This is a genomic window from Streptomyces sp. NPDC031225, from assembly GCF_055570355.1.
In genome coordinates this window covers 459,632-483,503 of the sequence record NZ_JBVIHJ010000002.1, presented here as the reverse complement: position 1 = coordinate 483,503, position 23,872 = coordinate 459,632, and the positions used below count along the sequence as shown (strand labels likewise).

Sequence of the window (23,872 nt, the reverse complement as noted above, 5' to 3'; positions counted from 1 at the left end):
GGATGTGGGCTGCCGGGAGAGTACTTTCCGCACGTTGCCCTCGTGTTTCGGCCACAGGAGAGTGAGAGACATGGATCAGGAACAGGACCGGCAGTGGCTCGCCACCGCCGTCGCGGAGGCCCGCGCCGGGCTCGCCGAGGGCGGCATCCCCATCGGGGCCGCGCTCTACGGCGCCGACGGCACCCTCCTCGGACGCGGCCACAACCGGCGCGTCCAGGACGACGACCCCTCCATGCACGCCGAGACGTCCGCCTTCCGGGCGGCGGGACGACAGCGGTCGTACCGCGGTACGACGATGGTGACCACCCTCTCGCCGTGCTGGTACTGCTCCGGTCTGGTCCGTCAGTTCGGCATCGGGCGGGTCGTGGTCGGAGAGGCCACCACCTTCCACGGCGGGCACGACTGGCTGGCCGGGCACGGTGTGGAGATCGTGCTCGTCGACGATCCCGAATGCGTCCGGATGATGACCGACTTCATCGAGAAGAACCCCGCACTGTGGAACGAGGACATCGGTGAGTAAGCCCCGCATCCCCACGATCGATCTGCGCCCCTGGCTCTCCGGGGACCCCGAGGCCCGCGCCGCCATCGCCCGCACCCTCGACGACGCCCTCCAGACGGCCGGGTTCTTCCTGGTCACCGGGCACGGCGTCGACCCCGCCCTGCGCTCCCGCATCCGGGAAGCCGCGCGGACCTTCTTCCGGATGCCGGTGGACGTCAAGCAGCCGTACACCGCGAAGGTCGGCGGCCGCGGCTGGCTCGGTCCCGGGGCGGAGGCCAACGGCTACTCGGAGGGCACCGAGACCCCGCCCGACCTCAAGGAGTCGCTGACCTTCGCCACGCACGAGCCCTTCGAGGACCCGGCCGTCAACGCCGAGTGGTACGCGCCGAACGTCTGGCCCGACGAGGTGCCGGAACTCCGGTCGCTGTGCGAGGAGTACCTGGAGCGGATGGCCGAGCTGGAGAAGGGGCTGCTGTCTCTTCTGGGCGAGGCCCTCGGGCTCGGAGCCGACTTCTTCTCCCGGCACATGGACCATCCGACGTACGGCTTCAACATCAACTGGTACCCGGGCGTCGAGGTCGTCGGGGAGCCGGAGCCGGGGCAGTTCCGCATCGGCCCGCACACCGACTTCGGCACGGTGACGATCCTCGACCGGCAGGCCGGCAAGGGCGGTCTCCAGGTCTTCACCGACGAGGGCGGCTGGGAGGACGCGCCCTTCGACCCCGACGCCTTCACCATCAACATCGGTGACCTGATGGCCCGTTGGACCGGGGACCGGTGGCGGTCCGGACGGCACCGGGTGCTCCCGCCGCCGGCCGACGCGCCCGCCGAGGAACTGATGTCCCTGGTCTACTTCGGCGAGTGCACCCCGGGCACGACCGTCGAGTCCGTCCCGGCACCGGTTGGACGGGTGGCCTACGAGGCGGTGGACTCGCATGTGTACCTGCGGGAGAAGCTGGACTCGATCACGGTGGACTGAGCGGAGGTCCGCGCCGGAAACTCCGTACGGGAACCGGCCGATCGCGTACCGTGAGGAACGGAAGCGCATGTGAACGGCCGTCACGGGGGAGGCGGTTATGGCAGGCCCGTCCCCGCGGCGCACCGCGGTCGTCCTCGCCGCACTCGGTACGGCCTTCGGCGGCCACGTCCTGGTCGTCACCGCCCCCGACCGGTACTCCGACTCCACCACGACGCTGTTCTCGGGCGCGGTCGGCGGCCTGTACCTCGGCGCCGGGCTGCTGGCACGGCTGCGGCGGCCCGGCAACATCGTCGGGCTGCTGATGCTGCTCGTCGGCATCGGCTGGTTCGCGGAGGACCTTCAGATCTCCACCGACCCGCTGACCCACACCGTCGGCCTGTTCCTGCGCTCCGCGTCCACCGGGTTCCTGATCCCGTTGCTGCTGGTCTTTCCCTACGGCCGGCTGCGCTCCCGCGAGGACGACGGCCCGCCGGCCGCCGTGGCCGACCGGGTGCTGCTGACCGTCGGCTGCGCGGTGGCCTTCGTCCTCCAGCCGGTCGCCGTGTTCTTCCACAGGTCGGTGACGCGGAACCTGGTGCTCGTGCACCCGGTGCCGTGGCTACGGCAGTTGACCGACGCCGTGCAGCTCGTCGTCAGCGCGGCCGTGGTCGCGGTACTGCTGTGGCGCTGGGCGCGGGCCTCCCGGCCGTACCGCCGTGAACTCGCCCCGCTGCTCTCCGTCGGCCTGGTCGGCGGCCTCGCCTCCGCCCTGGACGCGGCCCTCGGTGCCGGCCGGCAGTGGTCGCATCCCACGCTGCTGGCGGCCGCGCATCTGGCGGTGCTGTGCCTGCCCCTCGCCTTCCTCGCCGGGGTGTGGCGGATCCGGCTCGGCCGCACGGCCGTGGCCGAACTGCTCCGCCGGCTGCCGCTCGCCTCCCGCGCCGCACTCCAGGACGAACTCGCCCGAACGCTGGACGACGCGTCGCTCCGCCTCGGATTCCCCGACGGCGACGGCGACGGATACACCGACACCGGGGGGCGGCCCCTGACCGCCGGGCCCGGGCAGTGGACGAGCGTCCTGGAGCGCGGCGGGCGGCGGGTCGGCATCCTCGTGCACGACCCGGCGCTCAGGGAGGACCGGCACGTCCTGGCGGCGGTCGTCTCGGCCGCCGCGTTGGAGCTCGACAACCAGGCACTCGTCGCCGAACTGCGCGCCTCCCGCCGCCGGGTCATCGAGGCCGGCGACGAACAGCGGCGCGAGGTGGAGCGGGCCCTGCACGACGGGGCCCAGCAGAAGTTCGTCAACCTCGGCCTGCACCTGCGCATCGCGCGCCGCCGACTGGATCGCGCGGCGAGCCGCCCTGAGCTCGCCCGGATTCTGGACGAGGCGCTCGCCACCCTGGAACAGGGACACGCCGAACTGCGCGTGGCCGCCCGGGGAATCCACCCCGTGGTGCTCAGCGAGGCCGGGCTGGTGCCGGCGCTGCGCTCGCTCACCGCCGACCTGCCCCTGCCCGTCGACCTGCGTGCCGAGGGACTGCCGAAGCTGCCCGAGCCGGTCGAACTCACCGCGTACTACGTCGTCAAGGAGGCCGTCAGCAATGTGCTCAGGCACGCCGACGCCCGCACGGTGCACGTCGACCTCCACCACACCGACGGGGTCCTGAGCCTCAGCGTCACCGACGACGGGGTCGGCGGCGCCGACCTGTCGGACGGCGGCACCGGGCTGCTAGGACTGCGCCACCGGGTCTCCGCGTACGACGGCGGACTGACCGTCCGCTCCCGCCCCGGCGAGGGCACGGTGGTCGCCGTGACGCTGCCCACGAAGGAGCAGCGGGTATGAGCGGGCACCGGCCCCTGCGGATCGTGCTCGCCGACGACGACCCCGTCTACCTGCTGGGACTCGCGGCCATCCTGGAGGACGAGGGCCACGAGATCACCGCGCGGGCCGCGGACGCGCGAGAGCTGCGGGCCGCCGTCGACGGCACCCTGCCCGACCTCGCCGTGATCGACATCAGAATGCCGCCCACGCACACCCTGGAGGGGTTGCGGGCGGCCGTCGACATCCGTCGCGACCACCCGTCGGTGGGCATCCTGCTGTTGTCGAAGGACATGGAACTGACCCATCTGCGGCGGCTGTTGGAGGCCGGGTCCACGACCGCCGCGGGAGGCATCGGCTACCAGCTCAAGTCCCGGGTCTCCGGAGCGCACTTCGTCACCGAGGTCGTCGACCAGGTCGGCGCCGGACGATACGCCATCGACGGCGAGATCCAGCGCGCTCTCTACCGCACCCCGGGCCGCCGTGACCGCCTGGCCGCCCTCACCGGACAGCAGCTCAAGGTCCTCGAACTCATGGCACGCGGACTGTCCAACTCGGCCCTCGCGGCGACGCTGTCCATCAGCAAGAGGACGGTGGAGGACCACGTCAACACCCTCTTCGACAAGCTCGGACTGAGGCCCGAGGCCAAGGAGCTGTACGACCGCCGGGTGCGGGCGGTGCTGATGTACCTGGCCTCCGACGAATAGCGGCCGGTCATGGGGCGACCAGTCGCGTCAGCGCCGCCGCCGACAGCCGCTCCTTCGCGAGGAACCCCACCGCCGGGGACCGGGCGAGCCGCTCTCCGTACAGCTCGGCCTCCCGCGCGGAGCAGAGCACCACGGGGACCGCCGGGGCCACCCCGTACAGCGCCCGGCAGACGGCGAACCCGTCCCCGTCGGACAGCCCGATGTCCAGCAGCACGGCATCCGGCGGCGACCGCACCACGACGGCGAGCGCCTCGGTGCCCGAACCGGCCTCCGCCACCGCGAAATCGCCGTCCGCCTCCAGCAACGCCCGTGCCACGGCTCTGAATCCGGGGTCGTCGTCGACGATCAGCACGGTGCGGGGCATGACCTCATGGTCACCGCGGGCACCCGGCCCGTCATCCGTGCGGGCACGGGATCCGGGCCCCCGCCATCCCGTGCCCACCCCGATGTGGCGGCCCCCGCCGGCCGCCCACACTGACGTGACCGTTCGCCGGCCGGCGACGCGGAAGGGGCCAGAAGGAGCCAGAAGGAAGACCATGACACGCATACGGGGGAGAGGGCGCACGGTCGTCGCGCTGACGCTGGTCCTGGCCGTTCTCGGCCTGCTGGCGGGCAAGTGCCCCGCCGACAAGCCCGCCGAGAAGGTCCTCGTCAAGGCCGTCGCGCGCGGAGCGCTGAGCGCGGCGCCCTTCTTCGTGCGGCTCGGCGCAGACATCGCCATCGACGTCGCGATGGACTACCTCTCGGGGGAGCTGGAGGGCGGCGCCCCGGGTCTGTACGGGGGGACCCGGGACGCCGGCCACTGCGACAAGGCACAACTCGTCGACTTCCTCAAGAAGCCGGCGAACCGGAACAAGGCCAAGGCGTGGGCCGATGCCGAGAAGCTCGGCGGCCCCGGCGAGATCGGCGGCTTCGTGAAGAAGCTGACACCCGTCCTGCTGCGGGCCGACACCCTGGTCAGGAACCACGACTTCAGGAAGGGCAAGGCGAAGCCCTTCGACGCGCTGCTCGAAGCGGGCATCGCCGTCCTGGTCGACCAGTTGGGGAAACCGGTGGTCCAGTGCAGCTGCGGCAACCCGCTGGCCGCGTACGAGAAGGACATCGACAAGGCCGACGTGAAGTTCGACGACCGCAACAGGAAATGGGCGTCGTACGACGCGGAGAAGCTGGTCAAGGTCAAGCCCGCGCCGCAGGACGAGCCGGTCGAGGTCTTCCAGCTCGTCGACGTCCAGGACCAGGGCACCGGGCTGGCGCGCGAGGCGGGCTCGGACGGCACGGTGGACGCGGTGCTGCCGGAGCCGCCGCACCCGGACGACCCGTCCGTCACGCCCACCGACTCGCAGACCCCGTCGGTGACGGTCCCCGACGTACGGGGGCAGTCCGCCGACGACGCGCAGGCCGCTCTGGAGGCCCAGGGCTTCCAGGTGACCCGGACCGAGGAAGTGACCGGTACGGCCGCGCCCGGCACGGTCCTCGCCCAGAGCCCGGAAGCGGGGACCGAGGTCCCGGCCGCGTCGCCGGTGACGCTGACCGTGGAGAGCGCCGTCATCGTGACCGGGACCCCCACGCCGGGGGAGACCGGCGTCGTCGGGAGCGGGGCACCCGGCGGGGACGGCACGGACACCGGGGCGTCCGCCTCGGACGGATTCTTCGGCGGTACGCCCGACGGCGGCTGACGCCGAAGGCGGGGCGCCGGTGCCACGGGGGAGGCAACCGGCGCCCCGGAAGGGGGGAAGGGGGGTGGATGGTGGGCCGTCAACTCCCCTGAATCCGCGGGCAGTCGCTACCGCCGGGCGCGACGCAGGGAAACCGTTGCCGCGTACAGCACGGCACTCACCACGAAGCCGACCACGGGCGTGATGTCCCCGAACGACGGCCAGTGCTCCGGCACATAGCCGACGTAGTCCTCCTGGTTGGAGAAGAGCGGGACGGACACCGCGATGCCGATCAACAGGGCAGCGAGACCGGGCCAGTTGGTGAAGCCGCGGTCGGTGAGGCGGGCGGCGACGGTGTCGTCGGAGGCTCGGGAGCGCAGGAAGCGTTCGACCAGGACGACGCCCAGCCAGGGGGCCACCCAGTACGCGATCACCAGCAGGAACGCCTCATAGGCCGCCCCCGCGTCCGAGAGCGACGCCCACGCCGCCGCCGTACCCGCGACCCCGGACACCACGACCAGCACGCTGCGGCTCAGCCAGGCGGGGAGGTTCAGGCCGAAGGAGGCGATCGAGATCGCGCCGGAGTACACGTTGAGGGCGTTCGCCGACACCGCGCCCAGGATGATCGCCAGCAGCACCAGATCGCCCAGCCAGCCCGGGAGATGGCCGGTGAAGGCCGCCGTGGGAGTGGCGTCCTTCGGGGACACGATCGTCGCCGAGGCCGCGCCGATCACGGCGACCACCGACACGGACAGGAACAGACCGAGCGCCGGGTAGAGGACGGTCCTGGCCTTGTTGGCCGTACGGGGCAGATAGCGCGAGTAGTCCGTGGCGTACGGGTTCCAGCCCGCCGCGTACCCCCAGGCCGCGCTGAACGCGAGCAGGAAGCCGCCGACGCCGCCGCCCGTGCCGCCCCCGCCGAGGTGCGCGTCCTTGAAGGTCCACACCCCGGCCAGCAGGAAGATCACCGCGAGGGCGGGGAAGGCGTACTTCTCGAAGACGTGGACGAAGTTGTGGCCGATGAAGCCGATCAGGATCTCCGCGGCCACCACGAGGAGCAGGGACGGCAGCGGTCGTAGGCCGGTGAGGGTGTTGAGCGCGAAGGCCGCGCTCACGCTGTTCACCGCGAACCAGCCGACGCCCGCCACCAGGCCGTTGGCCGCGGCGGGCAGGATGTTGCCGCGATGGCCGAAGGAGAGCCGGCCGATCACCATCTGCGGCACCCCGAACCGCGGCCCGTCCAGGGACAGCACGCCCTGGGTGAGCGCGCCGAGCGCGGTGCCGAGCACGATGGCGGCCGTGGCCTGCCAGAAGCTCAGGCCGAAGAAGAGGACCGCGATCACGCCGATGAAGACGGTCGCGAACTCGATGTTGGGGGAGGCCCAGGTCCACAGGAGCTGGAGCGGGGTGCCGTGGCGTTCGGCCTCGGGGATGGGCTCCGAGCCCGCCGTCTCGACGGCGATGACCTTGTCACCGTATGCGGGGGCGAGGGTGCCGGTCGTGGAGTCGGCGGGAACTGTCGTCATGCGAGGTAAGTGTCCGGCCCGCGTCCGGCTTGGCCCAGGGGTGCACTGTCCGCTTCGGGCGGCTCGGCGGCTTACAAGGTGTATGGCGGCGCGGCCTGCAAGGGGTACGGCGGTGCGGCTTGCATGGCGTAGGGCGGTGCGGCCTGCAAGGGGTACGGCGGTGCGGCTTGCAAGGCGTAGGGCGGCGCGGCCTGCAAGGGGTACGGCGGTGCGGCTTGCAAGGCGTACGGCGTCGCGGCCCGCGCGGTGTACGGCTTTGCGGCCGCGAGGTGTGCGGGGCGTCCGTGGCCGCGCGGTGTGCGGCGTCCGTGGCCGCACGGTGGACGGCGTCGGGTCAGTTGTCCTTGGGGCCCTCGCCCTGCTCCCGGCGCTTCAGCTCCTCCTCGCGGCGGCGCAGGTCCGCCTCCCAGTCCTTCAGCAGGGCCTCGTCCTTCTTGTTGTCGGCCTTGAGGGAGTTCAGGAACTCGGGGTTGTCGTCGGGGGCGACGTACTCCGTGCGGTGGTTGCGGTGCCACTCGGAGGGGGTGCGGCCGTTCGCCGGCGGGGTGCGCAGCTTGCCCGCGGCGAGCCAGGCGATCGGGCCGACGATCCAGAACAGCAGGATGATGAAGACCCAGGCGATCTTGGGAAGGTGCTTCGCCTCGTCCTCGGGGGTGTTCAGACAGTCGATGAACGCGTAGATCGTCAGTGCCAGCGGCACGAGGTACATCAACAGCCTGAGCATGCGCGCAATCCCCCTGGGAACGTTGTGGGGAGCCTGTGACCGCCCCCTGACGGGGTCAGGGTAGCGGCTTGGCAAAATACCCACGACGTCTCGTCGGCGGTCGTCGTCGGCGAACTCACGGGGGAGGACTCCTTGCATCCGGCTGTCGTCGAAGAACGCTTCCGCGCCGGCACCGACCGGCTCCGGGGCTGGGGGATCGGGCTGCTCAGCCTGGCCGCACTCCTGTGGGGCTTCGCCGCCTGGCAGTTGTTCACGCCGTACGAGGTGCACTACGGGACGTACGGCAAGGCGGACTGCACCGCCCCGGCCTTCGCCGACGGGGACGACGTGTACGTCGACCGCGACGCCGACGCGCGGCACTGCGCTGCCGCCCGCGACTGGCCGCGCCCCGTGGCCGCCCTCGTGCTCGCCGTCCCCCTCGCCACCGCCGGCGGCGCGCTCCTCGCCACGGGCCTGGCAGGCGACCGTCTGCGGCGACGGGAGTCGGAACTGGAGCGGGCCCGGAGCTGAGCCCGGGCGGTGGGGCGGGCGTCGGGGCCCGGCGCGCCTCGGCGATACTGGGGAGCATGGCTTACGACGATCTTCGCTCCCTGCTCAGGGCACTGGAACGCGAGGGAGACCTCAAGCGGATCAAGGCCGAGGTGGACCCGTACCTGGAGGTCGGGGAGATCGTCGACCGGGTGCAGAAGGCGGGGGGCCCCGCGCTGCTCTTCGAGAACGTCCGCGGGTCCGCCATGCCGCTCGCCATGAACGTCTTCGGAACCGACCGGCGGCTGCTCAAGGCCCTCGGCCTGAAGTCGTACGGCGAGATCTCGGAGAAGATCGGCGGGCTGCTGCGCCCCGAACTGCCGAACGGCTTCGTGGGCGTGCGCGAGGCTTTCGGGAAGCTCGGCGCGATGGCGCACGTCCCGCCGAAGAAGGTGAAGTCCGACAACGCCCCGGTCCAGGAAGTCGTGCTGCACGGCGACGACGTCGACCTCGACCAGCTGCCCGCGCTGTTCACCTGGCCGCAGGACGGCGGCTCCTTCTTCAACCTGGGGCTCACCCACACCAGGGACCCCGAGAGCGGGATCCGCAACCTCGGTCTCTACCGGCTCCAGCGCCACGACAAGCGCACGATCGGTATGCACTGGCAGATCCACAAGGACAGCCGCAACCACTACCAGGTGGCCGCCCGGCGGGGAGAGCGCCTGCCGGTCGCGATCGCCTTCGGCTGTCCGCCCGCCGTGACATACGCCTCCACGGCACCCCTCCCCGGTGACATCGACGAATACCTCTTCGCCGGGTTCATCGCGGGCAAGCGGATCGAGATGGTCGACTGCAAGACGGTCCCGCTCCAGGTCCCGGCGCAGGCGGAGGTGGTGATCGAGGGCTGGCTGGAGCCGGGGGAGATGCTGCCGGAGGGCCCCTTCGGCGACCACACCGGGTTCTACACCCCGCAGGAGCCGTTCCCCGCGCTGAAGATCGACTGCGTCACGATGCGGAAGCGGCCGCTGCTCCAGTCGATCGTCGTGGGCCGCCCCCCGACGGAGGACGGGCCCCTCGGGCGGGCGACGGAGCGCTTCTTCCTCCCGCTGCTGAAGATCATCGTGCCGGACATCGTGGACTACCACCTGCCCGAGGCGGGCGGCTTCCACAACTGCGCGATCGTGTCGATCGACAAGAAGTACCCGAAGCACGCGCAGAAGGTGATGCACGCGGTCTGGGGGGCACACATGATGTCCCTGACCAAACTGATCGTGGTCGTCGACGCCGACTGCGACGTCCACGATCTGCACGAGGTCGCCTGGCGGGCGCTGGGCAACACCGACTACGCCCGCGACCTCTCGGTCGTCGAGGGACCGGTCGATCACCTCGACCACGCCTCCTACCAGCAGTTCTGGGGCGGCAAGGCGGGCATCGACGCGACAAAGAAGTGGCCCGAGGAGGGCTACACCCGTGACGGCGGCTGGCCCGACATGGTCCTCCCGGACCCGGAGACGGCGGCGAAGGTCGACCGCCGGTGGAAGGAGTACGGACTGTGAGCCCCATCGCGGCGGGCGGCCCGGCCCTGTTCATCGGCACCGACACCGACTATGTGGCTCTCGTGCGGCCCGAGCTGGACCCGGCCGACCCGGGCGTCCGGCTGGCCGCCGAGCAGGCGGGCGTCACGCCGGAGGAACTCGTCGGCCCCGGTGACACCTGGGCGGTCCTCTTCGAGCACGACGGCGACGGCGACGGCTTCGAGCTGCCCGGTGTGCGTGACGCGGAACCCGCCGACTTCGCGGAGCGGCTGCGCGCGGGGCTCACCGCGGCGGACGGTCCGTTCACGGTCGACGGTGGAGCGGTGCTGCGGGTGGACGCCCGCCCGGCCGGCGCGGACGCGTACACCTTCACGGCGCACATCACCCCGCCCGACGATGCCGAGACACCGCTGACCGTGGAGACCGGGCCGCTGTCCGCCGCCGCACTCCTGACCGACCTCGACGCCTTCCTCGGGAGCCTCGCATGATGACCACCGCCGACGGGGTCGTGGGCCCGGGCCCGGCGCCGCAGCCGACCGGGAAGGTGAAGGGCTTCCTTCGCCTCGTGATGATCGAGCACTCGGTCTTCGCGCTGCCCTTCGCCTACATCGCGGCGCTCACCGCGATGTTCGAGTGGGACAGGAACATCCACTGGGGGCGGCTGCTCCTGGTGACGGTCTGCATGGTCGGCCTGCGCACCTTCGCGATGGCGGTCAACCGGATCATCGACCGGGAGATCGACGCGCGCAATCCGCGGACGGCTCAGCGGGAGTTGGTCACCGGGGCGATGTCGGTGAAGCACGCGTGGACCGGGGCGCTGGTCGCGGTCGTGGTCTTCCTCGGCTCGGCGGCGCTGCTGAACCCGCTGTGCCTGGCGCTGGCTCCGGTCGCCGTCATCCCGATGGTGGTCTACCCGTACGGGAAGCGGTTCACGAACTTCCCGCAGGCCATCCTCGGTCTCGCCCAGGCGATGGGGCCGGTGGGCGGCTGGCTCGCGATCACCGGTGAGTGGTCGTGGGACGCGGTCATCCTCGGTCTCGCGGTCGGCATCTGGATCGGCGGCTTCGACCTCATCTACGCCTGCCAGGACGTCGAGACGGACCGTGAGGTCGGAGTCATGTCGGTTCCGGCGCGCTTCGGGATCCCCGGAGCGATCTGGGGGGCCAGGGTCTGTCACTTCCTGACGATGTCCCTCCTTGTCTGGTACGCCGTCGCGACGGACGCGGGTGGGTTCTTCTGGGTGGGGCTGATGATCGTCGCGAGCGCGTTCGTCTACGAGCACTCGATCGTGCGGCCGCATGACCTGTCCCGGTTGAACAGGGCGTTCTTCAGCGTCAACGGCTTTATCGGCATTGCCCTGTTCGTGTGTGCGCTGTTGGATCTGCTGGTGCGGGGGTTGACGGTCTGACCGCGGGGTCGTCGGGTCCTGGGCTCCGTTGGCCCATTGCAGGTTGCGGGTTGGTTGTGGCTGGTTGCGCCCACGCGGCGGTAGCCGCAGATCGAGTGCAGCCCCGTGCCCCTGGGTGGGTGGGGGTGGCTGGTGTTTGAGCGGGAGCGTCGCTGTCCCGGGCGCTGGTGTGGGGTCGTTGCAGGTTGCGGGTTGGTTGTGGCTGGTCGCGCCCACGCGGCGGTAGCCGCAGATCGAGTGCAGCCCCGCGCCCCTGGGTGGGTGAGGTGGCCGGTGTTTGACGGGAACGTCGTTGACCGTCGCGCCCCTGGGCGGGTCAGGCCGGGCGGCGTTTGAACGCGAAGGCTGCCGCTACTCCTGCCACCAGGCCCAGCAGGTGGCCCTGCCAGCTGACGCCCGTCTGGGTGGGGGCCAGGCCGACCAGGATTGACGTGCCCCAGATCGCGGCCACCAGGAGGCCGGCCAGGACGCTCAGGGGTCTGCGCTCGACGAAGCCGGTGACCAGCAGGTAGCCGAACAGGCCGAAGATCAGGCCCGATGCGCCCGCCGTGTTGGTGTGGGCCGGGGCGATGAGCCAGACGCCCAAGCCGTCGGCCACGATGATCAGGGCGGCGACGGCGGCGAACCGGCGCAGGCCGCCCAGGGCCGCAAGGAAGCCCATGACCAGCAGCGGGACGCTGTTCGCGGCCACGTGGGCGAAGCCGAAGTGGATGAAGGCGGCCGGGACGACGTCGATCAGCTCGGACGGGGTGCGCGGGGTGATGCCGAGGCCGTCGAGGGCGTGGCCGCTCGCCACGTCCACCACTTCCAGCAGCCACAACAGCGCGACCCAGCCCACCATCAGCTTGGCCGCGGCCTTCGCACGGTCACCGTGCGACCACTCGACTTCCCTGCCCGTCATGGCATCCCCCACCACTCGCGCGTCCCCTTCAAGGAACGCCCCGACCCCCTTGGCCGGTTCCCACCCTGCGACGCCGGATAGGCTCGGGGGTGTGAACCCAGTCAAGCCAGGAGAGACGCGGCGTACGCCTTGGATCGTAGGGGTGTCCGGCGCCTCCGGCACCCCGTATGCCGCGTCTGTGCTGCGCGCTCTCCTCGCCGCCGGCGAGAGCGTGGACCTGGTGGTCTCCCGTGCCTCGCGACTCACCCTGCTCGACGAGACGGGGATCTCGTTCCGGGACGCGCACTGGCGCGAGGACCTGCGGGAATGGCTGGCCCGGGGAGCCGACGGCAAGCCCGCGACCTTCGACGTCGACATCGACGCCGTCCGGTACTGGAACGCCGGGGACCTGGCCGCCGGGCCGTCCTCGGGGTCGTATCCGAGCAAGGGGATGCTGATCGTCCCCGCCTCCACCGCCTGCGTCGCCGGGGTCGCCCTCGGTCTCTCCAAGGACCTGCTCCAGCGGGCGGCGAGCGTCACCCTCAAGGAGCGCCGCAGGCTCGTGGTGGCCGTACGGGAGACCCCGCTCAACGGGCAGACGCTGCGGCACCTCGTGACACTGGACGACGCGGGCGCGACCGTACTCCCCGCCTCGCCGGCCTTCTACGCGGGCGCCACCCACATCCAGGACCTGGTGGACTTCGTCGCCGGGCGGGTGCTGGACGCGGCGGGTGTCGGACACGGCCTGTACCGGCGCTGGCAGGGCGAACTGGGCGGCGGCACGGCGGGTCGGTAGGGCAAGCGGCAGTACCTCTCAGCACTTCAGCACCTCTCATCACTTCAGGAACTTTTTCAGCGGAAGGCTCGATCCCATGGACGCGGTGGACAGGCAGCTCATCCAGGCCCTGAGGGAGAACGGCCGGGCCTCCTACGCGGAGCTGGGGCGCCTCGTCGGTCTGTCGGGACCCAGCGTCACCGACCGCATCAACCGGCTGGAGGCGGCCGGGGTCATCACCGGGTACCGCGCAACCGTCGACGCCGCCTCGCTCGGCCTCGGTGTCACCGCGCTGATCGGCATCTCGCTCTCCGACGCGGCCGACCACGAGGACGTGGCGGCCCGTATGAGGGACCTCGGCGAGATCGAGGACTGCTGGTTCATCGCGGGCGACGACTCGTACATGCTCAAGGTGCGGGCGGACAACGTGGACGGCCTGGAGAAGATCATCCGGCGGCTGTCCGGGACCAAGGGCGTCTCCCGGACCCGTACCACGATCGTGCTCTCCACGAAGTGGGAGAACCGGGTCGGAGAGCTGCCCGAAGAGGCGTAGACGTACGGTGGTCGGAGTCGTCGGTGGTAGCAGGCGGTCGTCGGAGAAGGGTGTGGGCATGGACGTCGGGCTCAAGCGCGAGCTGGAGGACAAGGTACGGGAGGGTGTTCGCCTGACCCGCGAGGACGGCATCGCGCTGTACGAGTCGGACGACCTGGCCTGGCTCGGCGGTCTCGCGCACGAGGTGCGGACGCGCAAGAACGGCGACGTCGTCCACTTCAACGTCAACCGCCACCTCAACATGACCAACGTGTGCACGGCGTCCTGCGCCTACTGCTCCTTCCAGCGCAAGCCGGGCGAGAAGGACGCGTACACGATGCGCATCGAGGAGGCGGTGAAGCTCGCCAAGGCGATGGAGGGCGAGAACCTCACCGAGCTGCACATCGTCAACGGCCTGCACCCGAACCTGCCGTGGCGCTACTACCCGCGGTCGCTGCGCGAGCTGAAGGCCGCCCTCCCGGACGTCTCGCTGAAGGCGTTCACGGCGACGGAGATCCACCACTTCGAGACGATCTCCGGGATGTCGGCGTCGGAGATCCTCGACGAGCTGATCGACGCGGGCCTGGAGTCCCTCACCGGCGGCGGCGCGGAGATCTTCGACTGGGAGGTCCGGGAGCACATCGTGGACCACCGCACCCACTGGGAGGACTGGTCCCGGATCCACCGCCTCGCGCACGAGAAGGGTCTCAAGACCCCGAGCACGATGCTGTACGGCCACATCGAGGAGCCGCGGCACCGGGTCGACCACGTCCTGCGGCTGCGTGAACTCCAGGACGAGACCGGCGGCTTCCAGGTCTTCATCCCGCTGCGCTACCAGCACGACTTCGTGGACATGAAGGACGGCAAGGTGCGCAACCGCCTCCAGGCGCGCACCCAGATGGCGACGGGCGCGGAGGCCCTGAAGACCTTCGCGGTGTCGAGGCTGCTGTTCGACAACGTCCCCCACGTCAAGGTCTTCTGGGTCATGCACGGCGTCCAGACCGCGCAGCTGGCCCTCCAGCACGGGGCGGACGACATGGACGGCTCGGTCGTGGAGTACAAGATCACCCACGACGCCGACAACTACGGCACCCCGAACAAGCTGACCCGCGAGGATCTGCTGGATCTCATCCGGGACGCGGGGTTCCGGCCGGTCGAGCGGAACACTCGGTACGAGATCATCCGCGAGTACGACGGTCCGGACGCGGGGCGCCGGGAGTCGCCGCAGCCGATGCGGGTCTGAGGCCGTCGCCGACCGCGGCGCGGTGGGGGCCGGTGCGTGCGCAGTTCCCCGCGCCCCTGGGGGTGCTGAGGCAGTTGGCTGTGAGATCGCCGAGGGTGTCTGCGCCGACGGGGCCTGTGGTCGTTCGCCGGCTGCGGCCCGGTGGGGGCGGGTCGCGCAGTTCCCCGCGCCCCTGGTGGGTGCTCGGGCCGGAGGGCTGACGGGTTCCCGCGTCCCTGAGGGGTGACGTACGTGACGTCGGGACTCGCTTGAGGCGACCTAGGCGTAATGAATAGCCTCGCCTCATGCCCCTTACCTTCACCCTCGACCCGGCCGTGGGACCCGAGCTCCGCGACGGGATCCTCGACCTGTGGACGGACGTGTCCAACGCGGGCGGTGCCGTCGGGTTCGTGGCGCCGGTGGAGCGGGAGACGATCCGGCCCGAGCTGGTGAAGCACCTCGCGACGATGGCGGACGGCCGCGCCCGGCTCCTGGTCGGCCACGACGAGGACGGGCAGGTCGCCGCGACCGCGTTCCTCACCTTCAACACCCACCGTCTGATGACCCACTGGGTGTGGCTGTACACGGTGATGGTGCACCCCCGTCATCAGGGCCTGGGCTACGGCCGCGACCTGCTGGCGGCGGCGGCCGACGGGGCCCGGACCTTGGAGGGCGTCGAGGCGATACGGCTCACCTGCCGCGGCGGGCTCGGCCTGGAGCGCTTCTACGGCTCCTGCGGTTACAAGGAGGTCGGCCGCATACCCGGCGCGATCCGCGTCGCTCCCGGTGACGACCGCGACGACGTCATCATGCTGCTGCCGCTCGGCTGACCCCCTTCGAAGATCGGGTGCCCGGCGTGCTTCACTGGACGGTGCCCCTTTTTGGAACCGGAAGAGTGGATTGACATGCTCCGCTACACGCTGATGCGCCTCGGGATCTTGGTGGGCTGCCTCGTGGTCGTCTGGGGCCTCGTCTACTCCGGCATCGCTCCGCGCGGCCTCGGCGCCTCCAACGGCATGTGGATCGTCCTGCTCTCGCTGCTGATCTCGGCCCCCATCAGCTTCGTGGTCCTCCGCAAGGAACGCGACCGCGCCTCCATCAAGGTCGTGCAGCGGGTCGACCGGATGAAGGCCAACCTGGAGGCGAACCGCAGCCAGGAGGACGAGGCGGCCGACGAGGCCACCCGCGCGCAGGGCCAGGCTCCGCAGGCCTCCTGACCCGGGTGCGGCGCCCAACCCCGCGCCGGACCGTACGCTTTGGGCATGGGTGTCGTGAAGAGCAAGCGGATGCCGCGTGCCGTGCGGGAACAGCAGATGCTGGACGCCGCTGTGGAGATCTTCGGGCAGCGTGGGTACATGGCCGCCTCGATGGACGAGATCGCCGAACTCGCCGGTGTGTCCAAACCGTTGGTCTACCTGTACCTGAACTCCAAGGAAGACCTCTTCACCGCGTGCATCCGCCGGGAGGCGGCCACGCTCACCGAGGCCGTCCGGACGGGTGTGCGGACAGATCTGCCCGCCGACCGCCAACTCTGGGACGGGCTGCTGGCGTTCTTCACGCACACCGCGCAGAACCCGCACGGCTGGTCCGTGCTGCACCTCCAGGCCCGTATCCACGGTGAGGCGTTCGTCGCCGAGGTCACCGCGATGCGGGAGGAGATCGTCGCGTTCGTGACCCACCTGATCGTGGTCGCCGCCCGCGAGGCACACCGTGCCCCCGACCTTCCGGAGCGCGAGGTCGCCGGCCTGGGTGAAGCCCTCGTCGGCGCCGCCGAGTCCCTCGCCGCCTGGGCCAACGCCACCCCCGGTGTCACCGCGAAGCAGTCCGCCGCGACCCTGATGAACTTCGCCTGGGCCGGACTGGGCAACCTGATGCACGGCCGGCCATGGACCCTCCAGGACGCCACCCCGGAGCCCCCGGTCACAGTGGCCTGAGCGGATACACGCCCCCGCTCACATGCACGCGGTCGCCGCCGCACAGTTCGAACCGTTCCCCGTCCGACGTGTACGTCACCGTCCCCGGCAGCAGTACCGGTGCCCTGAACTCCGCCCGGACCAGCACCGCTTGGGGCGTACCGTGTGCCGCCAGGCAGCGGGCCGCCGTCCACATGCCGTGGGCGATCGTCCTCGGGAAGCCGAAGAGGCGGGCCGTGAGCGGGTACAGGTGGATCGGGTTGCGGTCGCCGGACGCGGCGGCGTAACGCCGGCCGATGTCCCCGGCCAGCCGCCACTCGTCGACCCCGGGCAACGGACCGTGCCTCTCACGAGGTTGCTCCCGGTCTCCGCTGCCGGCCCCGGCCCCGTCCTCCGTGCGGTGCCGTGCCAGATACGTGCTGACCGACTCCCATACGACGTCCTCGCCCACCCGCAGCTCGGTGACCACGGCGGCCTCCGTACCGCGTCGGTGCGGTGCCAATCCGTCGACGTACACCGTGAGTTCGTACGTGCCGGTCGCCGACAGCTCCCGGTACCGGGTGATCTCGATCGACGTGTGGACGAGCCCGAGCAACGGCAGCGGGAAGTCCCGCGCGCTCATCAGCCGCATGGCCGACGGGAAGCCCAGCACATGGGGATACGTCACCGGCAGCGCGTCCTCCCCGGTCGGGAACCCGCACACCCGCTCGTACGCGGCCAGCCGCGCCAGATCGACCCGCAGCCGGGGCAGCACCAGCCGGGTCCGGGGCCAGTCCGCGGTGGCGGAGGGCCGCTTGAAGGGGGACCGCAGGGCGCCCGCGGCGAGAAGGGGGGCGAGGGAGGGAGGCCGGGCGAGAACGACCGGCGGACCACCGGGCCGGGGGCCGCGGCGGGGCGAGCCGAAGGGGCCCGCACCCTCGGGACGCGTCCCGTCCCCGGAGCCCGTGCCCTCGTCGCACGCGTCCCCGGCCCGCATGTCGTCGGAGTGCGTCCCCACTACGCCCCCAGCAGGCTCTGGCTGCGCACCCGCACGACCTGCCCGTTCACCGCGCCGGACGGCAGGCGTCGGGTGGGGAGACGGCCGGGCGCGGTGCGGGTGAAGCGCAGATGGCGGTCGGCCATGTCCAACTCCCTGACTGGGCTCCTTGCTTACTCCAGAGTAAGGTTACCCGAGGTAAGTCCTGTGTATCGAGAGGGCGCCGGGCGGGACGGTCGGCCGGGACGAAGATGAAAATTGTTCAGGATACCGTCCGGTAGGGTCCCGGGCGCAAGAAATGCGACGAGGTTGCACATCTCCCCCGTCAAACCGTCGCCGTATCCTCACCCTGCCATCACGCGGGCGCAATACGATCTCCTGCCTGACCTGCGGAAACTCTTCGCGGGTCGTTCTTGGTGAACCTCTGGAGTCGTCCGTGTCCACCTCGCACCCGTCGGCCTCCACGACGGTCCACTCCACGACGTACGACGGCACACCGGTGCTCGTGGAGCCGGAGATCCGGTACGCGGACGGGGCGGCGCGCGAGGTGTCCGTACCGCCGTTCGTCCCGTGGTCGACACACGGCTCGCTCGCCGAGCTGCCCTTCGACAACGCGCGCATCGCCCCCGAGGACCGCGTCCTCAGCCGCCGTACCGAGGACGGCCGTTGGGCGGACGTGACCGCGGCCCGGTTCGCCGACGAGGTACTGGCGGTGGCCAAGGGGCTGATCGCCGCGGGGCTGGTGGCCGGGGACCGGCTCGCCATCATGGCGCGGACGGTCTACGAGTGGACGGTCCTCGACTTCGCGGCCTGGGCCGCCGGCCTGGTCACCGTCCCGATCTACCCCACCTCCTCGGTCTTCCAGGCCCGTTGGATCCTCCAGGACTCCGGCGCGGCCGCCCTCGTCACGGAGACCGCCGAGCAGGCGTCGTCCCTCGGCCCGGAGCTCAGCCGGTTGCCCGACCTGCGGCACCTGTGGGTCATCGAGCGGGGCCATGTGGAGCGGCTGGCGGAGCGCGGCACGGACGTGGGCGACCAGGAAGTCGCCGTACGGCGGGGCATGTTGAGCCCCGACACGCTGGCCACCGTCGTCTACACGTCCGGCACCACCGGCCGCCCCAAGGGCTGTGCCCTCACCCACGGCAACTTCCTCGCCGAGGTCGACAACGCGATCGGACTCCTCTACCCCGTCTTCCGGTCGCGGACCAACGAGGAGGCCGCGATCCTGCACTTCCTGCCGATGTCGCACATCTTCGGCCGCATGGTCGCGGTCGCCTGCATCCGCGCCCGGGTCCGCCTCGGGCACGCGCCGAGCCTGAAGTCGGAGGAACTCCTGCCCGACCTGGCGAGCTTCCGGCCGACCTGCCTGATCACCATCCCGTACATGCTGGAGAAGGTGTTCAACGTCGCCCGCGCGCGGGCCGAGACCGGCGGCCGGGTGACCGCCTTCGACCGCGCGGTGGGCGTGGCCCGCCGCTACGGCGAGGCGCTGGAGTCCCGTCACGCGGGCACCGGCCCCGGCCCGGGCGCCGCGCTGAAGGCGGCCCGCACCTTCTACGACCCGCTGGTCTACCGCCGAATCCGCAACGCCATGGGCGGCAGGGTCCGTTACATGATCTGCGGCGGCTCCCCGCTGGGCAGGCGGCTGTCGTCCTTCTACGCCGGTGCGGGCATCGAGATCTACGAGGGCTACGGCCTGACGGAGACGACCGGCGCGTCCACGGTGACGCCCCCGCTCAAGCCCCGGATGGGGTCCGTGGGCTGGCCCCTGCCCGGCACCCGGGTCCGGATCGCGGCCGACGGCGAGATCCTGCTGGCCGGCGACCACGTCCTGCGCGGCTACTGGGACCCGCACGGCAACGGACTCGCCCCCGCGGCCGGTGACGGCTGGCTCGCCACCGGCGATCTCGGGCACCTGGACGACGACGGGTACCTGTACATCACCGGCCGCAAGAAGGAGATGCTGATCACGGCGGGCGGCAAGAGCGTCGCCCCGGCCCCGCTGGAGAACTGGCTCCGCGCCCACCCCCTGATCTCCCAGGTCATGGTCGTCGGCGACCGCCGCCCCTACATCTCGGCGCTGATCACCCTCGACATGGAAGGCGTCGGGCACTGGCGCCGAATGCGGGGCAAGCACCCCGTTCCGGCCGAACTTCTGCTGGACGACGAGGACTTGAGGAGCGTGCTGCAGCGGGCGGTGGACGAGGCGAACAAGCTGGTCTCGCGCCCGGAGTCGATCCGCCGCTTCACCGTCCTGCCCGTGGACCTCACGGAGGAGGCGGGCCATCTGACCCCGTCGATGAAGCTCAAGAGGGACGTGGTCGCCGAGGAGTTCGGGTCCTGGATCGAGGGGATGTACGCCGGCCCGGCCTTCGGGCCGCACCAGCGCCCGAGGGGCTGACCGCGGTCCACGGAGACCGGCACAGGAGCTGACAGAGATCCACCTGCGGGTCGATACTGCACAGGCCCGGCTCCGGAACATCCCGGAATCCGCACCTACCCCCCACGAGGGCGCCCTAGGATCGCCATGTTAACCGGCGGTAACCCCTGGGCCGTGCACCGCGCGTGAACGCCCAGGCACGCATCGCACGTACAACATGCAGTAAGTGCGGAATCCAGCTGCACGCCCCAGGAGTCGCTCATGTCCCTCTCCTACACCTCCGGTACCGATTACGACGGCGCACCGGTGCTTGTCGAGCCCGAGATCGTGCGGCTGGACGGAGAGGTCCGGGAGGTGTCGGTCCCGCTGCTGGCCCCGCCGGTGACCCACGGTTCGCTCGCCGACCTGCCCTTCGACAACGCGGAGACGGCACCGGACCAGCGTGTGATGAGCCGCCGGACCCAGGACGGCGACTGGATCGACCTGACGGCGGCGGAGTTCGCGCAGCAGGTGCTGGCGGTGGCGAAGGGCCTGATCTCCGAGGGGCTGATGCCGGGCGACCGCATCGCGATCATGGCGCGTACGACGTACGAGTGGACCCTCCTAGACTTCGGAGCCTGGGCCGCGGGCCTGGTCACCGTGCCCGTCTACCCCACGTCCTCCGTCTACCAGACCCGCTTCATCCTCCAGGACTCCGGCGCGGTCGCCCTGATCACGGAGACCGCGGGCCAGGCCACCGCCCTCGGCCCCGAGTTGAGCCGGCTGCCCGACCTCCGCCACATGTGGATCATGGAGAAGGGGCACGTGGAGCGGCTGGGTGAGCTCGGCCAGTCGGTGCCCGAGCAGGAGATCGGCGTACGGCGCGGGATGCTCGGCCCGGCCACCGTCGCCACCATCGTCTACACGTCCGGCACCACCGGCCGCCCCAAGGGCTGTGTGCTGAGCCACGGCAACTTCCTCGCCGAGGTCGACAACGCGATCGAGCTCCTCTACCCGGTCTTCAGGGGGAAGTCGGACGAGAACCCGGCCACGCTTCTCTTCCTGCCCATCTCGCACGTCTTCGGCCGCATGGTCGCCATCGCCTGCGTCCGCTCCGGCGTCCGCCTCGGGCACGCGCCGAGCCTCCAGGCGGACGACCTCCTTGAGGCCCTGGGCAGCTTCAAGCCGACCTTCCTCCTCGTCATCCCCTACATGCTGGAGAAGGTCTTCAACAACGCCCGCGCCAAGGCGGAGAACAGCGGCCGGGTCGGCGCGTTCGACCGTGCGGTGAGCGTCGCCGTCCGCTACGGCGAGGCCATGGAGACCCGCCACGCGGGCACCGGCTCCGGCCCGGGCGCGGCCCTCAAGACGTCCCGCACCTTCTATGACCAGCTGGTCTACAAGCGCATCCGCAACGCCATGGGCGGCCGGATCCGCCACATCATCTCCGGCGGCTCCCCCCTCGGCCGCCGCCTCGCCGCGTTCTACGCGGGCGCGGGCATGGAGATCTACGAGGGCTACGGCCTGACGGAGTCCACGGGAGCCGCGACGGTCACCCCGCCTCTCAAGCCCCGCCTCGACACGGTCGGCTGGCCCATGCCCGGCACGAGGGTCCGCATAGCGGCGGACGGCGAGATCCTGCTGGCCGGCGGCCAGGTGTTCCGCGGCTACTGGGACCCCTACGGCGAGGGGGTGGCCCCCGCCTCGGCCGACGGCTGGTTCCCCACGGGTGACATCGGCAAGCTGGACGACGAGGGCTATCTGACGATCACGGGCCGCAAGAAGGAGATCCTGATCACGGCGGGCGGCAAGAACGTCGCCCCGGCCCCGCTGGAGAACTGGCTCCGCTCGCACCCCCTGATCTCCCAGTGCATGGTCCTCGGCGACCGCCGCCCCTACATCTCGGCGCTGATCACCCTCGACATGGACGGCGTCAACCACTGGCGCCAGATGAACGGCAAGCATCCGGTCCCCGCCGAACTCCTCCTCGACGACGAGGAGTTGCGCCAGATCCTGCAGAGAGCCGTGGACGACGCGAACAAACTGGTCTCGCGCCCCGAGTCCATCCGCCGCTTCACCATCCTCCCGACCGACCTCACCGAGACGGCCGGGCATCTGACCCCGTCGCTGAAACTCCGCCGCGAAGCCGTGATGCGGGACTTCGCGGCGGAGATCGAGGGGCTGTACGCGAAGGAGTGACGCGTCAGCAGCGGCGTATGTCCTTCGTCAGCACCCCCTGCTCGCTCGCGAGCGTGTGGTCGTAGCAGGTGCCGGGCCCGTTCAGCCGGTACCGCTCACTCGTCGTCGCGACCGCGTGCCGCTCCTCGCGGGCCACGCCGAGGGTGAAGGTGGCGTCGCCGCGGTAGGTGTCGTCGACCCGGGTGGCGCCCGTCCGGGCGTGGTCGCCGAGGGCCATGACGACCCGCAGCCGGTTGGCGCTGTCGATGGTGGCCCGGCCGTCGAGTGTGTAGTCGCGGTCGGTGCGCACCAAGTGCCCGTTGGTGGCGACGACTTGGTGATCGGTCCACTTGCCGGTCAGGTCGTCGGTGTTCTCGTCGGGCGTCCACTGGTGGTCGACGGCCGCGGTGAGCGTCCGCTCGACGGTCGTGGTCACGCGGCCGTGCGAGGTGTTCAGATAGCCGGAGACCTTGAGCCGGTCCTTTCCGCTGGTCACCAGGTGCCGCAGCGAGCCGTCCGTGAAGGTGTTGCCGACGGCCGGATCGGTCTTCGCGTACGACGTCACGGCCCCCGTCACCACCGACTTGTGCGCGTCCTGCCACACCAGGACGTTCGTCGGCGCGCTCCACCCGCTCTGCCCGGCCGGCACCCCGACCACCGACACGTCCACGGTGTGCGCCTTGCCGTCGTTGAGGAGCCCCGCGAACGGCGTCAGGTCGAAGGTCAACGGCCGTACGTCGAAGGCGGTCGGGGAGGGAATCACCGACCACAGATAGGGCGACCAGCCGCCGGTCCACACGTTCGGGTACGGGGACGCGATCCCCGCGACCTTCCCGTCGACGCTCACCTGCACCTCGCGGTACGGCCCGTCGTCCCCGGCCTGGCAGGAGTACGACGCGGACGGCGTGGTCGCCGAGTACCAGAACTCCTCGCAGCCACCGCCCGACCCGGTGGCGTACACCTCGGCGAGAATGCGCTCCGAGTTGCGCGGAGTGGTGAGGGAGGCGCCGGTGGTGACGCTGTCACCGTCGCTGAGGGGGATGACCTGGTCAGGAGCGTCCGCGGCGGGCCGATGGCGCTCGGGCGCGTAGAAGGTGAGCGTCACCTTGACGTCGAGGATGCCCGTGTACGTGTCGTTGACAACGTTGCCGATGAGCATGTCGACGGACTGCGCGCTGCTCAGCGTCTTCTCGTACTCGGTGACGTCCTTCTCGACGGACCAGTTGATCCCGTCCTGCGAGGGCTCGGGCGTGGACGTCCGGAAGACCTGCACGCCACCGATGTCCAGGTACCCGAGCCGGTCGTACTGCCGCCCCTTCACGTTGCCGTCCATCCGCAGCACGACCTTCGACCAACGGCCGGGCGTCCCGCATCCGGTCGGCGGCGTGTACGTCCCTGTGTACGGGGTGAAGTCCTTGAACTGTGCCTCCGCGACCGTGACCAAACACGCCTTGGTGTGCGGGGTGCTGATCGGCGGGGCGGCGGTGACGGGGTCGTGGTAGTCGGTGCCGAACTCGACGGGGACCGTGGTGGCGGACGCAGTGCCCGCCGCGAGGGTCAGCGAGGCGAGGGCGGCGGTGAGGACCGCCGCGATGCGCCGTGGGGAGTGGGGGAGAGGTCGTCTCATGCGGCGCAGTGAACCCGGCTGCCTCGCCTGTGACCAGAGGGCTAGAGGATTTCTTGACCAATTCCAGCCAGATCGCTGACTTTCGGCTTGGTACAACCATTACCCGCCGCA

Annotated in this window: 24 protein-coding genes; 17 read left to right on the top strand and 7 right to left on the bottom strand. The window is 70.9% G+C overall.

What is annotated here, in order from left to right:
• Positions 1 to 70 precede the first annotated feature (70 nt).
• The 4 genes from ACZ48Z_RS05095 (at position 71) to ACZ48Z_RS05080 (ending at position 3,983) form a co-directional block, all read left to right on the top strand.
• Positions 71 to 520: a nucleoside deaminase gene (locus ACZ48Z_RS05095; protein ID WP_468734378.1), complete on the top strand. Its 450-nt coding sequence runs from the start codon at positions 71 to 73 to the stop codon at positions 518 to 520.
• Positions 513 to 1,478, top strand: a complete 966-nt coding sequence (locus ACZ48Z_RS05090; RefSeq protein WP_468734377.1) for an isopenicillin N synthase family dioxygenase — start codon at positions 513 to 515, stop codon at positions 1,476 to 1,478. Before ACZ48Z_RS05095 ends, ACZ48Z_RS05090 begins: the two co-directional genes overlap by 8 nt.
• 97 nt (positions 1,479 to 1,575) lie before the next feature.
• Positions 1,576 to 3,300: a sensor histidine kinase gene (locus ACZ48Z_RS05085; protein ID WP_468734376.1), complete on the top strand. Its 1,725-nt coding sequence runs from the start codon at positions 1,576 to 1,578 to the stop codon at positions 3,298 to 3,300.
• Entirely contained in the window at positions 3,297 to 3,983 is a 687-nt protein-coding gene (locus ACZ48Z_RS05080; protein ID WP_468734375.1) for a response regulator, read from the top strand. The genes ACZ48Z_RS05085 and ACZ48Z_RS05080 overlap by 4 nt, the downstream gene beginning before the upstream one ends.
• A 7-nt stretch (positions 3,984 to 3,990) precedes the next feature.
• Here the strand turns inward: ACZ48Z_RS05080 and ACZ48Z_RS05075 are convergent, their stop codons facing one another.
• A complete protein-coding gene (locus ACZ48Z_RS05075) occupies positions 3,991 to 4,347 on the bottom strand; it encodes a response regulator transcription factor (protein ID WP_468734374.1) in 357 nt (118 codons plus the stop codon).
• A 172-nt stretch (positions 4,348 to 4,519) separates the two neighbouring features.
• Between ACZ48Z_RS05075 and ACZ48Z_RS05070 the strand changes: the two genes are divergently transcribed.
• Complete coding sequence (locus ACZ48Z_RS05070; RefSeq protein WP_468734373.1) at positions 4,520 to 5,659, top strand: DUF6777 domain-containing protein; 1,140 nt, start codon at positions 4,520 to 4,522, stop codon at positions 5,657 to 5,659.
• A gap of 107 nt (positions 5,660 to 5,766) precedes the next feature.
• Here ACZ48Z_RS05070 and ACZ48Z_RS05065 read toward each other — a convergent pair whose 3' ends face one another.
• Complete coding sequence (locus tag ACZ48Z_RS05065) at positions 5,767 to 7,164, bottom strand: purine-cytosine permease family protein (protein ID WP_468734372.1); 1,398 nt, start codon at positions 7,162 to 7,164, stop codon at positions 5,767 to 5,769.
• A 334-nt stretch (positions 7,165 to 7,498) separates the two neighbouring features.
• Positions 7,499 to 7,888 (bottom strand): PLD nuclease N-terminal domain-containing protein, encoded by a 390-nt coding sequence (locus ACZ48Z_RS05060; protein ID WP_468734371.1) that lies wholly within the window; start codon positions 7,886 to 7,888, stop codon positions 7,499 to 7,501.
• Between the two features lie 132 nt (positions 7,889 to 8,020).
• Here ACZ48Z_RS05060 and ACZ48Z_RS05055 point away from each other — a divergent pair, with 132 nt between their 5' ends.
• The 4 genes from ACZ48Z_RS05055 to mqnP are packed head-to-tail and all read left to right on the top strand — an operon-like array spanning position 8,021 to position 11,299.
• Complete coding sequence (locus ACZ48Z_RS05055; RefSeq protein WP_468734370.1) at positions 8,021 to 8,398, top strand: hypothetical protein; 378 nt, start codon at positions 8,021 to 8,023, stop codon at positions 8,396 to 8,398.
• Positions 8,399 to 8,454: 56 nt separating this feature from the next.
• A complete protein-coding gene (locus tag ACZ48Z_RS05050) occupies positions 8,455 to 9,912 on the top strand; it encodes a menaquinone biosynthesis decarboxylase (protein WP_468734369.1) in 1,458 nt (485 codons plus the stop codon).
• Complete coding sequence (locus tag ACZ48Z_RS05045) at positions 9,909 to 10,379, top strand: hypothetical protein (protein WP_468734368.1); 471 nt, start codon at positions 9,909 to 9,911, stop codon at positions 10,377 to 10,379. Before ACZ48Z_RS05050 ends, ACZ48Z_RS05045 begins: the two co-directional genes overlap by 4 nt.
• Entirely contained in the window at positions 10,376 to 11,299 is a 924-nt protein-coding gene (gene mqnP, locus ACZ48Z_RS05040) for a menaquinone biosynthesis prenyltransferase MqnP (protein WP_468734367.1), read from the top strand. Before ACZ48Z_RS05045 ends, mqnP begins: the two co-directional genes overlap by 4 nt.
• 316 nt (positions 11,300 to 11,615) lie before the next feature.
• On the opposite strand, the gene ACZ48Z_RS05035 is transcribed toward mqnP, so the two are convergent.
• Positions 11,616 to 12,200 carry a rhomboid family intramembrane serine protease gene (locus ACZ48Z_RS05035; protein WP_468734366.1) on the bottom strand — a complete coding sequence of 195 codons (585 nt, stop codon included), beginning with the start codon at positions 12,198 to 12,200 and terminating at the stop codon, positions 11,616 to 11,618.
• Between the two features lie 91 nt (positions 12,201 to 12,291).
• Between ACZ48Z_RS05035 and ACZ48Z_RS05030 the strand changes: the two genes are divergently transcribed.
• The 6 genes from ACZ48Z_RS05030 to ACZ48Z_RS05005 all read left to right on the top strand — a co-directional run bounded on the left by ACZ48Z_RS05030 (position 12,292) and on the right by ACZ48Z_RS05005 (position 16,642).
• Complete coding sequence (locus ACZ48Z_RS05030) at positions 12,292 to 12,975, top strand: UbiX family flavin prenyltransferase (RefSeq protein ID WP_468734365.1); 684 nt, start codon at positions 12,292 to 12,294, stop codon at positions 12,973 to 12,975.
• Positions 12,976 to 13,051: 76 nt separating this feature from the next.
• Entirely contained in the window at positions 13,052 to 13,507 is a 456-nt protein-coding gene (locus tag ACZ48Z_RS05025) for an Lrp/AsnC family transcriptional regulator (RefSeq protein ID WP_362670801.1), read from the top strand.
• Positions 13,508 to 13,565: 58 nt separating this feature from the next.
• Positions 13,566 to 14,729 carry an aminofutalosine synthase MqnE gene (gene mqnE, locus ACZ48Z_RS05020; protein WP_468734364.1) on the top strand — a complete coding sequence of 388 codons (1,164 nt, stop codon included), beginning with the start codon at positions 13,566 to 13,568 and terminating at the stop codon, positions 14,727 to 14,729.
• A gap of 284 nt (positions 14,730 to 15,013) precedes the next feature.
• Positions 15,014 to 15,538, top strand: coding sequence for a GNAT family N-acetyltransferase (locus ACZ48Z_RS05015; protein WP_468734363.1), 525 nt, complete (start codon positions 15,014 to 15,016; stop codon positions 15,536 to 15,538).
• 75 nt (positions 15,539 to 15,613) lie between these two features.
• Positions 15,614 to 15,925: a DUF4229 domain-containing protein gene (locus ACZ48Z_RS05010; protein ID WP_389096610.1), complete on the top strand. Its 312-nt coding sequence runs from the start codon at positions 15,614 to 15,616 to the stop codon at positions 15,923 to 15,925.
• Between the two features lie 45 nt (positions 15,926 to 15,970).
• Positions 15,971 to 16,642 carry a TetR/AcrR family transcriptional regulator gene (locus ACZ48Z_RS05005; RefSeq protein WP_468734362.1) on the top strand — a complete coding sequence of 224 codons (672 nt, stop codon included), beginning with the start codon at positions 15,971 to 15,973 and terminating at the stop codon, positions 16,640 to 16,642.
• Here the strand turns inward: ACZ48Z_RS05005 and ACZ48Z_RS05000 are convergent.
• Entirely contained in the window at positions 16,629 to 17,618 is a 990-nt protein-coding gene (locus ACZ48Z_RS05000) for a MaoC family dehydratase (RefSeq protein WP_468734361.1), read from the bottom strand. The genes ACZ48Z_RS05005 and ACZ48Z_RS05000 overlap by 14 nt on opposite strands.
• On the bottom strand, positions 17,618 to 17,743 hold the full coding sequence (locus tag ACZ48Z_RS04995) for a hypothetical protein (RefSeq protein WP_468734360.1): 126 nt from the start codon (positions 17,741 to 17,743) through the stop codon (positions 17,618 to 17,620). Before ACZ48Z_RS04995 ends, ACZ48Z_RS05000 begins: the two co-directional genes overlap by 1 nt.
• Positions 17,744 to 18,033: 290 nt before the next feature.
• On the opposite strand from ACZ48Z_RS04995, the gene ACZ48Z_RS04990 reads away from it, so the two are divergent.
• Together ACZ48Z_RS04990 and ACZ48Z_RS04985 are read left to right on the top strand one after the other, a co-directional pair.
• Positions 18,034 to 19,998 (top strand): AMP-dependent synthetase/ligase, encoded by a 1,965-nt coding sequence (locus tag ACZ48Z_RS04990; RefSeq protein ID WP_468734359.1) that lies wholly within the window; start codon positions 18,034 to 18,036, stop codon positions 19,996 to 19,998.
• A gap of 240 nt (positions 19,999 to 20,238) precedes the next feature.
• Positions 20,239 to 22,155, top strand: a complete 1,917-nt coding sequence (locus ACZ48Z_RS04985) for an AMP-dependent synthetase/ligase (RefSeq protein ID WP_468734358.1) — start codon at positions 20,239 to 20,241, stop codon at positions 22,153 to 22,155.
• A 4-nt stretch (positions 22,156 to 22,159) separates the two neighbouring features.
• Here the strand turns inward: ACZ48Z_RS04985 and ACZ48Z_RS04980 are convergent, their stop codons facing one another.
• On the bottom strand, positions 22,160 to 23,761 hold the full coding sequence (locus tag ACZ48Z_RS04980) for a peptide-N4-asparagine amidase (protein ID WP_468734357.1): 1,602 nt from the start codon (positions 23,759 to 23,761) through the stop codon (positions 22,160 to 22,162).
• Positions 23,762 to 23,872: the final 111 nt, after the last annotated feature.

What these genes read in the sequence shown, in the direction of transcription:
- ACZ48Z_RS05095 (WP_468734378.1), top strand. Translation starts at nt 71, where the DNA reads ATGGATCAGGAACAGGACCGGCAGTGGCTCGCCACCGCCGTCGCGGAG.
- ACZ48Z_RS05085 (WP_468734376.1), top strand. Translation starts at nt 1,576, where the DNA reads ATGGCAGGCCCGTCCCCGCGGCGCACCGCGGTCGTCCTCGCCGCACTC.
- ACZ48Z_RS05080 (WP_468734375.1), top strand. Translation starts at nt 3,297, where the DNA reads ATGAGCGGGCACCGGCCCCTGCGGATCGTGCTCGCCGACGACGACCCC.
- ACZ48Z_RS05075 (WP_468734374.1), bottom strand. Translation starts at nt 4,347, where the DNA reads ATGCCCCGCACCGTGCTGATCGTCGACGACGACCCCGGATTCAGAGCC.
- ACZ48Z_RS05070 (WP_468734373.1), top strand. Translation starts at nt 4,520, where the DNA reads ATGACACGCATACGGGGGAGAGGGCGCACGGTCGTCGCGCTGACGCTG.
- ACZ48Z_RS05065 (WP_468734372.1), bottom strand. Translation starts at nt 7,164, where the DNA reads ATGACGACAGTTCCCGCCGACTCCACGACCGGCACCCTCGCCCCCGCA.
- ACZ48Z_RS05060 (WP_468734371.1), bottom strand. Translation starts at nt 7,888, where the DNA reads ATGCTCAGGCTGTTGATGTACCTCGTGCCGCTGGCACTGACGATCTAC.
- ACZ48Z_RS05050 (WP_468734369.1), top strand. Translation starts at nt 8,455, where the DNA reads ATGGCTTACGACGATCTTCGCTCCCTGCTCAGGGCACTGGAACGCGAG.
- mqnP (WP_468734367.1), top strand. Translation starts at nt 10,376, where the DNA reads ATGATGACCACCGCCGACGGGGTCGTGGGCCCGGGCCCGGCGCCGCAG.
- ACZ48Z_RS05035 (WP_468734366.1), bottom strand. Translation starts at nt 12,200, where the DNA reads ATGACGGGCAGGGAAGTCGAGTGGTCGCACGGTGACCGTGCGAAGGCC.
- ACZ48Z_RS05025 (WP_362670801.1), top strand. Translation starts at nt 13,052, where the DNA reads ATGGACGCGGTGGACAGGCAGCTCATCCAGGCCCTGAGGGAGAACGGC.
- mqnE (WP_468734364.1), top strand. Translation starts at nt 13,566, where the DNA reads ATGGACGTCGGGCTCAAGCGCGAGCTGGAGGACAAGGTACGGGAGGGT.
- ACZ48Z_RS05015 (WP_468734363.1), top strand. Translation starts at nt 15,014, where the DNA reads ATGCCCCTTACCTTCACCCTCGACCCGGCCGTGGGACCCGAGCTCCGC.
- ACZ48Z_RS05010 (WP_389096610.1), top strand. Translation starts at nt 15,614, where the DNA reads ATGCTCCGCTACACGCTGATGCGCCTCGGGATCTTGGTGGGCTGCCTC.
- ACZ48Z_RS05005 (WP_468734362.1), top strand. Translation starts at nt 15,971, where the DNA reads ATGGGTGTCGTGAAGAGCAAGCGGATGCCGCGTGCCGTGCGGGAACAG.
- ACZ48Z_RS04995 (WP_468734360.1), bottom strand. Translation starts at nt 17,743, where the DNA reads ATGGCCGACCGCCATCTGCGCTTCACCCGCACCGCGCCCGGCCGTCTC.
- ACZ48Z_RS04985 (WP_468734358.1), top strand. Translation starts at nt 20,239, where the DNA reads ATGTCCCTCTCCTACACCTCCGGTACCGATTACGACGGCGCACCGGTG.
- ACZ48Z_RS04980 (WP_468734357.1), bottom strand. Translation starts at nt 23,761, where the DNA reads ATGAGACGACCTCTCCCCCACTCCCCACGGCGCATCGCGGCGGTCCTC.